17 protein-coding genes are annotated in these 12,774 nt (G+C 45.9%); 15 read left to right on the top strand and 2 right to left on the bottom strand.

Translation table 11 applies throughout. The features are described from left to right. Window positions 1-216: 216 nt before the first annotated feature. The 4 genes from MHI30_RS13775 (at window position 217) to MHI30_RS13760 (ending at window position 2,490) form a co-directional block, all read left to right on the top strand. Window positions 217-588, top strand: coding sequence for a DUF2294 domain-containing protein (locus tag MHI30_RS13775; protein ID WP_025811122.1), 372 nt, complete (start codon window positions 217-219; stop codon window positions 586-588). 28 nt (window positions 589-616) lie between these two features. Next, entirely contained in the window at window positions 617-1,381 is a 765-nt protein-coding gene (locus tag MHI30_RS13770; RefSeq protein WP_020452284.1) for a GNAT family N-acetyltransferase, read from the top strand. A gap of 162 nt (window positions 1,382-1,543) precedes the next feature. Beyond that, complete coding sequence (locus MHI30_RS13765) at window positions 1,544-2,257, top strand: SGNH/GDSL hydrolase family protein (protein ID WP_237562613.1); 714 nt, start codon at window positions 1,544-1,546, stop codon at window positions 2,255-2,257. 77 nt (window positions 2,258-2,334) lie between these two features. Further along, window positions 2,335-2,490 (top strand): hypothetical protein, encoded by a 156-nt coding sequence (locus MHI30_RS13760; protein ID WP_023855260.1) that lies wholly within the window; start codon window positions 2,335-2,337, stop codon window positions 2,488-2,490. Window positions 2,491-2,604: 114 nt separating this feature from the next. Here the strand turns inward: MHI30_RS13760 and MHI30_RS13755 are convergent, their stop codons facing one another. Continuing rightward, on the bottom strand, window positions 2,605-2,745 hold the full coding sequence (locus MHI30_RS13755) for a sporulation histidine kinase inhibitor Sda (protein WP_003183713.1): 141 nt from the start codon (window positions 2,743-2,745) through the stop codon (window positions 2,605-2,607). A 368-nt stretch (window positions 2,746-3,113) separates the two neighbouring features. Between MHI30_RS13755 and MHI30_RS13750 the strand changes: the two genes are divergently transcribed. From MHI30_RS13750 to MHI30_RS13715, 8 genes are read left to right on the top strand one after another with little or no spacing between them, the layout of a single operon-like run. Then, window positions 3,114-3,632: a YqeG family HAD IIIA-type phosphatase gene (locus tag MHI30_RS13750; protein WP_020452282.1), complete on the top strand. Its 519-nt coding sequence runs from the start codon at window positions 3,114-3,116 to the stop codon at window positions 3,630-3,632. Between the two features lie 3 nt (window positions 3,633-3,635). After that, entirely contained in the window at window positions 3,636-4,736 is a 1,101-nt protein-coding gene (yqeH, locus tag MHI30_RS13745) for a ribosome biogenesis GTPase YqeH (protein WP_023855259.1), read from the top strand. Between the two features lie 19 nt (window positions 4,737-4,755). Beyond that, complete coding sequence (gene aroE, locus MHI30_RS13740) at window positions 4,756-5,592, top strand: shikimate dehydrogenase (RefSeq protein WP_075752223.1); 837 nt, start codon at window positions 4,756-4,758, stop codon at window positions 5,590-5,592. After that, window positions 5,586-5,876 carry a ribosome assembly RNA-binding protein YhbY gene (gene yhbY / locus MHI30_RS13735; RefSeq protein ID WP_075752225.1) on the top strand — a complete coding sequence of 97 codons (291 nt, stop codon included), beginning with the start codon at window positions 5,586-5,588 and terminating at the stop codon, window positions 5,874-5,876. The genes aroE and yhbY overlap by 7 nt, the downstream gene beginning before the upstream one ends. 18 nt (window positions 5,877-5,894) lie before the next feature. Then, on the top strand, window positions 5,895-6,464 hold the full coding sequence (locus MHI30_RS13730) for a nicotinate-nucleotide adenylyltransferase (RefSeq protein ID WP_075752227.1): 570 nt from the start codon (window positions 5,895-5,897) through the stop codon (window positions 6,462-6,464). Further along, on the top strand, window positions 6,454-7,017 hold the full coding sequence (yqeK, locus tag MHI30_RS13725; protein ID WP_020452278.1) for a bis(5'-nucleosyl)-tetraphosphatase (symmetrical) YqeK: 564 nt from the start codon (window positions 6,454-6,456) through the stop codon (window positions 7,015-7,017). Before MHI30_RS13730 ends, yqeK begins: the two co-directional genes overlap by 11 nt. 13 nt (window positions 7,018-7,030) lie before the next feature. Next, a complete protein-coding gene (rsfS, locus tag MHI30_RS13720) occupies window positions 7,031-7,387 on the top strand; it encodes a ribosome silencing factor (RefSeq protein ID WP_020452277.1) in 357 nt (118 codons plus the stop codon). Next, the gene (locus tag MHI30_RS13715; protein WP_020452276.1) at window positions 7,384-8,139 is read left to right on the top strand and encodes a class I SAM-dependent methyltransferase; all 756 of its coding nucleotides are present in this window, start codon (window positions 7,384-7,386) and stop codon (window positions 8,137-8,139) included. Before rsfS ends, MHI30_RS13715 begins: the two co-directional genes overlap by 4 nt. 69 nt (window positions 8,140-8,208) lie before the next feature. On the opposite strand, the gene comER is transcribed toward MHI30_RS13715, so the two are convergent. Continuing rightward, window positions 8,209-9,030, bottom strand: a complete 822-nt coding sequence (gene comER / locus MHI30_RS13710; protein WP_075752229.1) for a late competence protein ComER — start codon at window positions 9,028-9,030, stop codon at window positions 8,209-8,211. Between the two features lie 82 nt (window positions 9,031-9,112). Here comER and MHI30_RS13705 point away from each other — a divergent pair, with 82 nt between their 5' ends. The 3 genes from MHI30_RS13705 to MHI30_RS13695 all read left to right on the top strand — a co-directional run bounded on the left by MHI30_RS13705 (window position 9,113) and on the right by MHI30_RS13695 (window position 12,772). Continuing rightward, a complete protein-coding gene (locus tag MHI30_RS13705; protein ID WP_075752231.1) occupies window positions 9,113-9,742 on the top strand; it encodes a helix-hairpin-helix domain-containing protein in 630 nt (209 codons plus the stop codon). Window positions 9,743-9,810: 68 nt separating this feature from the next. Continuing rightward, window positions 9,811-10,380: a ComE operon protein 2 gene (locus MHI30_RS13700; protein WP_020452273.1), complete on the top strand. Its 570-nt coding sequence runs from the start codon at window positions 9,811-9,813 to the stop codon at window positions 10,378-10,380. 4 nt (window positions 10,381-10,384) lie between these two features. Next, window positions 10,385-12,772, top strand: a complete 2,388-nt coding sequence (locus tag MHI30_RS13695; RefSeq protein ID WP_075752233.1) for a DNA internalization-related competence protein ComEC/Rec2 — start codon at window positions 10,385-10,387, stop codon at window positions 12,770-12,772. Window positions 12,773-12,774 lie beyond the last annotated feature (2 nt).

Raw genomic sequence — 12,774 nt, 5'->3', positions numbered from 1 at the left:
CGGAATAGTTTACTAGCAAAGCTTACTAACAGACCAATCCTATATTGTCAGAATTCGATAGATTCATAACACGACGGTATTACAAATCCATCAGCCCGGCTTTTATTATAAAGTGATATTGATTATAATTCAATAGAATAGGAAAATTTTAACCAAGTGAAATGTCTAAGGGGACATCGAGACAGATGGAAGGTTTAAACGGAAGGGGTATGCATGATGTCTAAAAAAATCCACGAATTCAACGATATGATCCGCAAGCTTCGAAAAGAGCTGTTTGGCAAGGGGCCTGAACGGATTCACACGGTCTTTGTCGACAATATGGCAGTTTCGACGCTTTACGGCAATTTGACGGCGAGCGAGCAATTTATTGCAAGCACGTCGGAGGGAAGGGAAATGGTCCATGCCGCAAGGACGACCCTGATTCAGAAACACTACTCCAATCACGTGCCTGAGGGAATGGAGCAGCTCATCGGAGCGAAGCTCGAGCACCTTTTTACAGACATCAAAATTCAGGAGGATATTGCGGTGTCTGTTTTTATCTTTGACCGCAATATTGAATACGGCACCGAATCAGCCAGCGGGGCTTGACGATCGGTCTCAAGTTCGAGGGGGAGTCATGATGATTGAACTGAAATCGAGTGAAAAACGAAAAGCAAAGGTTTTGTTAACAGAAGAAAGTCCGACATTCGCGCATGCGATAGCCGAAGGACTTATCGAAGGAAACGTTTATATCGATGATTTCCTCACACCGGCCACTGTTCTTTTTCGAACAGCTACCGGGATTTATTATGTCGCTGGAGATATCCCCGACAGCGGAAGGAGCGAATGGCTTCATTATCTGAATGAACAGAGGAACGGAGCGCGCTTTACCGTGTTTTCGGCTTCTGAAGAGTGGGACGCCTTTTTAATCGGGGGGCTTGGCGAGCCTCTGCAGCAAATGGAGCGCGTGTCATTTTTCCTCGGAAAAGAGGAATATGTTCGCAGCGCCGCATTTGCCGGTGTTGAAAGATTTTCTGAAGATGACCTTCAAAAAAGCGTGAATTTTACGGAAAAATACGCGGTTGAGTATTGGGGAGGGCCAGGCCGTTTTTTGAAGAACGGTTTCGGATTTAAAGTGTCGCATGAAGGTGTGATCGCCAGTGAATGTGTCACCATTTTTTGTTCGGAACGCTTTGCCGAAGTTGATATCGTAACACACCCGGATTACAGGGGACGTGGGTTTGCAGTCCGCTGCGCCGGCGCCTTTATCGCGTATGCAATAGAGAACCGCTTGAAACCGCGCTGGGATTGCGACCGGCAAAACGACGCATCGATTCGCCTCGCTGAAAAATTAGGCTTTCGACCTGTCAAAACATATTCATTGTTTGTCGGAAAACCGTGAACCAATACGAATGTTTTTAAACAGGGGGGACAGGTTAAAGGCATAGTAAGGACTAAACGCTTGCAGGATGGCAGAGATTTCTCCCATTGAAAGTGCAGCTTCTCTCCTATATGATCGTAGTATTGGCTTTTGGAGGTGGTACGAATGAAAAAAAGCTTGGTGATGGTCCTCGTCTTTCTGCTTCTGCTTGCAGGCTGCGGAGAGGACGATCCCAGAAAAGTCGTAGCATTTGGAGACAGCAATACACGCGGCTCAAATTGGCAATTTCGCGATTATCCAAAAGCGGAAAAATGGGTCAATTTACTTCAGACTTCCCTTCAAGGGCAGTACAAAATAAATAATGCGGGAATAGGCGGAGAAACAACGGAAGACGCCAGGCTTCGGTTCAGGAAGGATGTGCTGGATGACGAGCCGGCATATCTTTTTATCATGTTCGGAACAAATGATGCAGCAATTCTTGCGAAAGGGCTGCCGCGCGTATCGAAAAAAAGGTTTAAAGAAAACCTCTATTATTTTGTTAAAGAAAGCCGCCGCCGCGGGATAGAGCCGATATTAATGACGTGCCTGCCGATCGTCGAAGGAAGCGGGGACAACATCTTTTATTATGCAAGATACCGGGCTGCTTCGTTTGAAAAATACGGAGGAGCGCGTAAATGGCACGATTCCTATAATGACGTCACAAGGGAAACGGCGCGTGAACTTGATGTTCCGCTAATCGACAACTGGAAAAACATCGTGAAAAAAGCAGGCGGAGCTACAGATGAGAAGCTGATCCATTCGGGGTTTATCGACCCATCGGGAAATCACTTAACCCCAAAAGGCGCGCGAATTATTTTTGAAGGAATTAATGAAAGTAAAGTCATAAAAACTTCTTGATTTAAGTAAAAGGCCTAGCCATTTCTCCTTTTTCTTCATAGGCTGTTACTATAACAGTCTAAAGGAGGAATGATGCGATGGGATATCCTTTTCCCGCTGGTCCGTGTTCGTACCCGGCTTATCCCGGATATGCAGGCGCCGCATACGGATATGCGTTCGTTGTCGTCCTTTTAGTCGTCCTGCTCGTCATCGGCGGGTTCTACTGGCTTAGTCCTCACGGATTCTTCAAATAGCACCTCTTTTAGAGAGGTGTTTTTTCATGAAAAACAGTAGTAAGCGTATTATTCAAGTGATATAATATCAACCTAAGTGAAAAAAAGCGGTAAGAGCGCTCGGGAGTGCTTGAGCTATGAAGAGACGGAAAGCAGATGACCGAGCGACCTTCTTTTGATTTCGGTTTCAATCAGCTCGATGAATTCGCGGTTCAAATTCATCTCATTTGCTTTAATGTATGATTCTATTAAAAGTTCATCAGACAGCTTTTTCATACTCGGTACCCATTTAATGGGGAAGACACCTCCTCGTAAAAATTGGAATAACCTGTTTGGAATGAGCATAAAATGTTAAGTTATATGATCTTTGTTTGAAGTACCTATAATCTATCATGAATATTGGGCGAGAACAATCGTTCTGTTATCCACACCAAAAAGTGGATAACTTGTGGGTATCATGTTTATAATTTAATAAAAGGTCGATGAAATATGAGTGGATACTGTGTGTAATTTTATCCACACCTGTTGAAGAATCCTATTATATGTCGAAAACTTTTCGGACAGCCGATTTTTTAAGACACTTTTAGATTTGATTCGACACATTGAAAAAAGAAGCAGTAATTGAAAGGAAAGGGTGCGGCTTTGTGTTAAAAAAGTTCTTTTTGCCGGATGAATTTGTAAAAAATATTTTTCATATTACCCCTGAAAAACTAAAAGAGCGCAATGTAAAAGGTATTATTACGGATTTGGACAACACGCTTGTAGAATGGGACAGGCCTAGTGCGACACCGCGTCTCATCGAGTGGTTTGAAGAGATGAAAGAGCACGGCATTAAAGTGACAATTGTCTCAAATAATAATGAAAAACGCGTCAAAATATTTTCTGAACCGCTTAATATTCCGTTTATTTACAAAGCGAAAAAGCCGATGGGCAGAGCTTTCAGAAAAGCCGTCAAAAATATGGGTCTTAAAAAAGAAGACGTCGTTGTCATAGGAGATCAGCTCATGACAGATGTGCTGGGAGGGAACCGCAATGGGTTCCATACCATTCTTGTCGTGCCTGTGGCTGCTTCCGACGGCTTTTTTACGCGTTTCAACCGCCAGGTGGAACGCAGAATTCTCAGCGCTTTAAAACGGAAAGGCCATATTCAGTGGGAGGACTAAAGAATGGAAAAGGTAGTTTGTATCGGATGCGGAGTCGCCATTCAAACCGAAGATAAAAATAAACTGGGCTACGCGCCTGAAGCATCGCTGTTAAAAGATAATGTCATCTGTCAGCGCTGCTTCAGATTGAAAAATTATAACGAAATTCAGGATGTTTCACTGACGGACGATGACTTTTTGAAAATCCTGCACGGCATCGGGGAAACGGATTCGCTTATTGTGAAAATCGTCGACATCTTTGATTTCAATGGAAGCTGGATCAACGGCCTAAACCGCTTTGTCGGAGGCAATCCGATCTTATTAATAGGAAACAAAGCAGACATTCTCCCTAAATCAGTCAAGCGCGAGCGCCTTGTAAACTGGATGAAGCGCGAAGCGAAAGAGCTCGGCTTAAGGCCTGTTGATGTGCTGCTCGTCAGCGCCGGGCGCGGGCAGGGGATGAAAGATGCGATCGACGCGATCGAACATTACAGACAAGGCAAAGACGTATATGTCGTCGGGTGTACGAACGTAGGGAAATCAACGTTTATCAATCGGATTATTAAAGAGGTTTCCGGAGAGGGCGACATTATTACGACATCCCAATATCCGGGGACGACGCTTGACGCGATTGAAATTCCTCTGGATGACGGATCGGCGATGTATGATACGCCGGGAATCATCAACCATCATCAAATGGCGCATTATGTCGCGAAACGCGATCTTAAAATATTAACGCCGAAGAAGGAGCTGAAGCCCCGCACCTTTCAGCTGAACGAAGAACAGACGCTGTTTTTCGGCGGATTGTCGCGGTTTGATTATGCAAGCGGAGGCAGATCTTCGTTTGTATGCTATATGCCGAATGAACTCAACATCCACAGAACAAAGCTTGAAAACGCGGATCAGCTGTATGAAAAGCACGCTGGGGAAATGCTTGCTCCCCCTGCAAAAGAAGATCTTGACTCGTTTCCGGAGCTTGTTAAACATACGTTTACGATTAAAGAGCCGAAAACGGACGTTGTGTTCTCGGGCCTCGGCTGGGTAACTGTCCAAGAGGCGAACCAAAAAATTGTTGCCCACGCGCCTAAAGGTGTTCACGTGTTTTTACGCAGATCTCTAATATAAGTGCTAAGGGGAGAGAGTTATGAAACCGATATACGGACTGATTGGCAATCCGGTGGCTCATTCCATGTCTCCGGACATCCATAATGCGGCTTTGGAGGATCTTTCTTTAGAAGGGTATTATCACGCTTTTCGCGTGGAAAATGAAGATCTTGAAGATGCTGTGAAAGGTATGCGAGCCCTTGGCATTCAAGGGTTTAATGTGACCGTCCCCCATAAAGTATCGATCATGAAGCATCTCGACCGTATTGATGAAAGCGCCGAAGCTCTCGGGGCGGTCAACACTGTCAGAAGAGAAAAAGAAGGGCTGGTCGGATATAATACAGATGGAGCAGGGTTTCTTAAATCGCTGAAGCCATCCCTTGATCGTCCCCTTTCTGAGCTCTCGATACTGTTGATGGGAGCCGGCGGTGCGGCGAGGGCGATATTTACCACTCTGGCAGCTGAGATGCCGAAGCAGCTGGACGTCGCGAATCGTACGCCTGAAAAGGCACTAGCGTTCACTCGGCGTTTTGAAGGAGAGGCACGTGCTTTGTCGTTGCAGGAAGCGGAAGCAGACTTGTCAGCATATGATATCGTGATTCAAACGACGTCGGTCGGGATGCATCCGAACATCGAAGCTGCCCCGCTTTCATTGGCGAATGCGAAAGAAACGTGCCTTGTATGCGATATTATCTACAATCCGCTGAAAACGGCCCTGTTGCAGGAGGCTGAAGCAAAAGGCTTGAAAACATTGGACGGAGTCGGCATGTTCATCGGCCAGGCGGCCCTAGCTTTTGAGCTGTGGACCGGACATGAGCCGAATATGGAAAAAATGAAATCAATTGTGTTGCAGCAACTAGGAGGAAAATCATGCTAACAGGAAAACAAAAACGCTATTTGCGCCGGGAAGCGCATCATCTGTCACCGATTTTTCAAGTCGGTAAAGGCGGAGTCAACGAAAACATGGTCAAACAAATCAGTGAAGCGCTTGAAGCCAGGGAATTGATCAAGGTGAGCGTGCTGCAAAACTGCGAGCAGCCTAAAGACGAAGTAGCCGAAGCGCTGGCGGCCGGAGCACGCGCCGAACTGGTGCAGACGATCGGAAACATTATCGTGCTGTATAAGGAGTCTGAAGAAAATAAAAAAATTGAGCTTCCTTAACGCTTAAAGGTGGTAATCATGAGGAAAATCGGGATTTTTGGAGGGACATTTGATCCTCCGCACAACGGGCATTTATTAATGGCAAATGAAGTCCTGTATAAACTGGATCTTGATGAAATTTGGTTCATGCCCAACCAAATTCCGCCGCATAAACAAAAAAACTCGTTTTCGTTAAGTATGCACAGGGCGGAAATGTTGAAGCTCGCTATATCGGGGAAAGAGCAATTTAAATTGGAGACGATCGAACTTGAAAGGGAAGGCCCTTCTTATACATTTGATACCGTTCGCCTGCTGAAAGACCGATATCCAAACGATGAGTTTTACTTTATTATCGGCGCGGATATGGTGGAATACCTGCCGAAATGGTCAAACATTGACAAGCTTGTCAACATGATTCAATTTGTCGGGGTGAAACGGCCCGGCTTTCAAATTGAGACGCCGTATCCGCTCGTTTTTGTCGATGTGCCTATTTTTGAAGTGTCATCATCTTTACTTAGGGACCGCATTAAAAATCAGCAGCCGACAGATTATTTAATCCCTGACGAAGTGAAGGTCTATGTGAAGGAGAATCATCTATATGAAACGTGAGGAAGCCTTAGCCTGCGTGCAAGAACAGCTGACAGAACAGCGCTACATCCATACGGTCGGCGTAATGGAGACGGCTGTAAAACTTGCCGAACGGTTTGGCGCAGATGTGAAAAAAGCCGAAATCGCCGCGATATTTCATGACTATGCCAAATTTCGCCCGAAAGAGGAAATGAAACAAATCATCCTCGACGGAGGCGGGCCGCTTGAAGTGCTCGATTTTCATCATGAACTATGGCATGCGCCGGCAGGAGCAACGCTTGTCAAAACAGAGGTTGGAATTACGGATGAAGACATCCTGTCAGCAATTCGATTCCATACATCTGGAAAGCCGAATATGACTCTTCTTGAGAAAGTGATTTATGTAGCGGATTATATCGAGCCGGGCCGCCGTTTTCCAGGGGTTGAAGAGGTTCGGACTCTAGCTGAAGAAGATTTGGATTTGGCCCTTATCCAGGCATTGAAAAATACGATTACCTTTTTAATTTCAAAAAATCAGGCTGTTTATCCGGAAACGGTCGCCACATATAATGCTTTAGTAAACGATAGACATTAGGAGGAATTACTGAATGGATCAAGCTTCAATTTTAAAAATTGCCGCAGAGGCCTGCGATGATAAACGGGCGGAAGATATTATCGCCTTGAATATGCAGGGGATTTCCCTCGTGGCTGATTATTTTCTGATTTGCCACGGGAATTCTGACAAACAGGTTCAGGCCATTGCCCGGGAAATTAAGGATCAAGCTGAAGAAAATGGAATCGACGTGAAGAAAATGGAGGGCTTTGACGAAGCCAGATGGGTTTTGATCGATTTGGGCGATGTCGTTGTCCACGTTTTCCACAAAGAGGAACGAGGCTATTACAACCTTGAAAAGCTGTGGGGAGACGCGCCGACTGAAGACCTTTCGTTCGGAGTTAATGAATGATCTATAAAGGATTTTCCGGTATTTATGACAAGCTGATGTCTCACGCTCCTTACGATGAGTGGGTCAGCTGGATTGAAAAAACGATCGGTGCACAGCAGAAAGAACGTATACGGATACTTGATCTGGCGTGCGGAACGGGTGAAATATCGGTCCGCTTGGCTGAAAAAGGCTACGATGTCACAGGAATCGATATCAGCGAAGATATGCTTGCCCAGGCTCAGTACAAAGCAGCCGTCCGGCAGCTCGATATTCAGTTCTTTCAGCAGGATATGCGCGAACTTGCCGGGCATGGGCAAGAGTTTGACGCGGTTGTGATCTGCTGTGACTCGCTGAATTATCTAAAGAGCGAAAAAGACGTTTTCAATACTTTTAAAAACGTTTTTTCTCTATTAAAAGAAGGCGGGCTTCTTCTGTTTGATGTTCATTCCATTTACAAAATGGATGTCGTTTTTCCGGGAAGTACGTATGCCGATCAGGATGAAGAAGTCAGCGTCATTTGGCAAAGCTATGCGGGGGATGAGCCTCATTCAGCTGTTCACGATTTGACCTTCTTCGTAGAAAGCGGAGGCGTATACGAAAGGTTTGATGAATCGCATGAACAGCGGACTTTCCAGACGGAAAAGTATATCAGCTTATTGCGGCAAGCCGGATTTGAGGTGCAGTGCGTGACTGCCGATTTTTCAAAATTGGAGCCTGGCGCAGAGTCGGAACGTCATTTTTATACAGCGAAAAAAACAAAAACCATCGTTTAATCGTAACGATGGTTTTTCATAATGCATTTTTCCTTTGTTGAGATCTCAGCGCATTCGTGAAACAATGAATCAAACGGAAAATTGCTTCTTGACTAGAGCGATATCTTCTTCATACTTCAAATGGGTGTTTCGGAACATCTGGCGGAACATATCCTGAACGCCGCTTTCCAGCGCCTTAATTCCCTCACCGGTTACACCGCCTTTAACGCACACCTTTTCCTGCAGGGCGGGCAATGTGTAATGCCCTGTTTCGAGCAGCCTTCCCAAACCTACCAGCATTTCTGTCGTCATTAAAATCGCGTCTTCTTTTGATACGGAGGTTTCTTCGACAGCGGCCTGAATAAACTCCTGAACCAAATAACTGACAAAGGCGGGGCCGCAGCTGACAATGTCTGAGGCGACCCTCGTAATCCCGCTTTCGATTTCAAGAGGGATTGAGATCTTGCTCACTAAAGCCGTCAATTTTTCTTTTGCCCCAGCTGTGCAGCTTTCTCCGAAAGTCAATAATGACACGCCAGACAACGCTCTGTTCGTAATGCTCGGGATCACTCTTGCCGCCTGGCAGGAGATGATGGCTTCCAGCTGTTCGACCTGCACCGGACTCGTAATGGTGACCACAATCTGATCGCGGGTGAAGACGGGTGAGAGCCGCTTTAGCAAAGGATAAATATCCAGCGGCTTTACACAGATAAACACGGCATCACTTTCCGTAATCACTTCTTCCGGCCGTTCTGCAACCTGAATGTCTGGGAATCGTTTTTTTATGTTTAACGCTTTGTCGATCGTTCGGTTAGTAATTGTTAAAGATGAGGGAATGACCGCTCTGGATTCAATCAACGCCTCAATTAAAATGGTCCCCATATTTCCTGTCCCGATAAAGCCGATATTCAATCGTTCTCCCCTCCTTTGAACCTGTATCTTTTAAACGATATGAAGGCTTCAGTAAAAATATGTATGAAAGCAGGTGAGCAGTTTGACAGATTGGCTAAAACAATATAAATGGCATGCGGCGGGAGGAGTGGCACTCGTCTTGATCATCAGCGCGGCCTTCATGCTGTTAAGCGGAAAGCGTGAAACTTCATCCGACATTTCCATTCCTGAAGAGGCTTCTGCACAGACTTTTGACAAGAAAGAGGAAGTGAAGCTTAAAAAAAACGCGGGGAGAGAGGAGGTTATCATCGATTTGAAAGGCGCTGTGAAAAATCCGGGCGTCTATCAAATGAAGGAGGGAGACAGGGTGCACGATGCATTGAAAAAAGCAGGCGGCACCGAGAAAAAAGCGGACCAACAGCAAATTAATCTGGCGGCCGTTTTGCGGGACGGTATGGTTCTTTACATTCCATTTGAAGGGGAAGAGGCCGCTGGCTCTCTTTCGGAAGCGGACTCAAGAGCAGACGGCAGCTCAGGTGATATCGTCAATATCAATACGGCTTCCTCTGAGGAGCTTCAGACGATTCCCGGGATCGGTCCTTCAAAAGCGGAAGCGGTAATCGAATACCGTGAGGAGAACGGAATGTTTCAGACGATTGAAGACATAACAAACGTTTCGGGAATTGGAGAGAAGTCTTTTGAAAGAATAAAATCTTCAATCACGGTAAAGTAAATTGACGTTTGCGGATAAACATATGTAAACTTAGGGAAGTCGACATCGTATTTTTGGAGGGAAAACAAGTGGAACGGATTTCTTGGGATCAATATTTTATGGCGCAAAGCCATTTGCTGGCGCTTCGCAGCACGTGTACAAGGCTTGCTGTAGGGGCGACGATTGTCAGGGATAAACGAATTATCGCAGGGGGCTACAACGGATCGATCGCCGGAGGTGTTCACTGTGCGGATGAAGGCTGCTATATGGTGGACGGGCATTGCATCAGAACGATTCACGCCGAGATGAACGCGATTCTTCAGTGTGCAAAATTCGGCGTTCCGACCGAAGGCGCTGAAATATATGTCACGCATTTTCCGTGCATTCAATGCTGTAAATCGATCATTCAGGCAGGTATTAAAACGATATACTATGCGAAGGATTACAAAAACCATCCTTACGCGGTTGAACTTTTCGATCAGGCTTCTGTTAAAGTGGAGCAGGTAGAGCTCGATGAGATGATTATCGACTTAAAAAACCAGGAAAAGTTATCGTTTGTGGCCGATCTGATCAAACAGCTGGCTGATAAAGGCCTTGAGGAAGAGGAAATCAGGAAAATACACGCAGAGGCCAACAAACTGTTTACAAGCTACGTGTAATTCAATGGACAGACATCGCATCTTCCCGTGCGGAGCGATTTCAGCGGCAGCCGGAATCGCCTCCGCTCACTCTTCTCTTTATCTCTTCCTCGCCGTCGGTTTTTTTCTGTTCTTTATCCTCTGTTTCTTCAACAAACAAATGCTCCTTTTCATCATATGTGCAGCGATTTGTATTTTATATTTCACTTCTTTTTACATGATCGACCATTTCAATACAACGATTTATCATGAAGGCAAATTTCACACGCTCGCTTCTGTTCGGGATATCCCCATAATGGACGGAGACCGGCTTTCATTCACAGCCGAAACAGATAAGGGGGAAGCTTTGAAAGCGGGCTATACGATCCGGTCTCCGCAAGAAAAACGGGCGCTCTCCGCTCTTCAGCCGGGAAGCATCTGTGTCATGCAAGGTGAATTAAGAGCGCCGAAAAAAGAGACGGTTCCTGGAACTTTTGATCAAAAAGAATCCTTGTATCAAAAAGGGATTCACTGGATATTTGCGGTTCAGTCCATTGAAAACTGCAAGCCGGGCGGCGGTCTTATGCCATTTCTATTGAACATCCGAAAAGCGGGCCTTGATTTTACAGAAGAAAATATGGCGAACCCGGCTGCCGGTATTGTAAGAGCGCTTACTTTCGGTGACCGGTTTCTCATTGAACAAGATGTACTGGACGGCTATCAGCGCCTTGGGATCATTCACCTTTTAGCGATTTCCGGGCTTCATGTCGGTCTGTTGTCGGCCGCTCTGTTCCACGTATTTATTCGCTTCGGTTTGACAAGAGAATGCGCCAAATGGCTGCTCGTTTTCGGGCTGCCCGTTGCGGCAGTTTTGACCGGAGGCGCCCCGTCGGTAGTGAGGGCGGTTCTCATGTCTGAAATCTATCTGCTGGCATCACTGTCTAAAAAGAACTTCAAAAGCGCCGATGTGATCAGCCTCGCCTGCCTCGGACTGCTGCTGTATCATCCTTATCTGCTATTTCAAGCCGGATTTCAGCTTTCTTTTGCCGTATCCTTCGTTTTCATTCTTTCAAAAGAAATATTGAACAAGCCGAAAAGCCGAATCTCTCAGCTGCTATTGGGGTCATTTTTGGCTCAGCTCGCTTCCCTTCCTATTCTGCTTATTCATTTTCAAGAGTTTTCATTTCTCAGCACAGTAATGAATCTGCTTTTCATACCTCTCTATATTTTTATCATCATGCCGCTGTCTTTCGGAAGCCTGTTGGCTTTCATATGTTTTCGTCCCTTGGGGGAGGCGGCAGCCTGTGTGCTGGACCGTCTGCTTGTGTGGAGCCATCAGGCTGTTAAAGCGGTGTCTGCCGCAGATGTTTTCGTTTTTTCTGCGGTTAAACCGCCGGATATTTTGTTGTTTTTCTACTTCGCAGCTATTTTTCTGTTTTTGCTGTTTCTTGAAAAAGAGATGTCGTTTCGTGCGGTTATGATTTCGTCCGGCTTCCTTGCCGCTGTGTTTGCTATTCACTTATATCTTCCTCAGTTTGCAGGAGAAGGAGAGGTCACAATGCTTGATATCGGCCAAGGTGACAGCATGTATGTCAGCGCTCCCGGTCAGAATGGCACCGTCTTCATTGATACGGGAGGAACCGTATCCTTCCGGAAAGAGCAGTGGAGAAAGCGGAAAAAGGATTTTTCCCTGGGAGAGAGCGTATTAATGCCATTTCTGGCATCCAAAGGAGTCAAGAAGCTCGATGCTTTAATTTTGACTCATGCTGATCAGGATCATATTGGTGAAGCTCAAGTGCTGATCCAAAAACATAAAGTCAAGCAATTGATCGTGCCGAAAGGCTTCGCAGCCGAACCGTCTGATGAAAAGCTGCTTCGCCTTGCCTTGAAAGAAGGCGTCAAGGTGCATGTAGCCAAAAGAGGTGACATCCTTCATATTGGCAATCTTGAATTTTATGTTCTTTCACCGAAAGAGGCGGACAAAAACAGCAAAAACAACGGTTCCCTCGTATTGTGGATGAAAGCGGGCGAATTTTCATGGCTGTTAACGGGCGATTTGGAGAAAGAAGGTGAAAATGAGATCATGAAAGTGTATCCGAATCTTAAAGCGGATATTCTGAAAGTCGGTCACCATGGAAGCAAAGGTTCTACGGGGGAAGATCTGATTAAGCAAATTGAGCCGAAAGCAGCCATCATTTCGGCGGGAGAGCACAACCGCTACGGCCATCCCCACGGGGAAGTGCTGGATATCTTAAACCGCCACCATGTGAAGGTATTCAGAACGGATCGGCACGGTTCGATTCAGTACCTATTTCGAGGCGGAAACGGAACGTTTTTGCTTCATCCCCCATATGATAAAGTACATTCCCCGCAAGAAAAAAAGACTGCTGAAAAACAGCAGCCGTCAAAAAGCCGCTTGCCTGACGGAGAGTAAAG

The sequence above is a fragment of the Bacillus sp. FSL L8-0528 genome (assembly GCF_038593085.1).
Lineage (GTDB): Bacteria > Bacillota > Bacilli > Bacillales > Bacillaceae > Bacillus > Bacillus paralicheniformis.
Note: the sequence above shows the minus strand (reverse complement) of the source record. Positions and strands in the feature narration are given on the sequence as shown.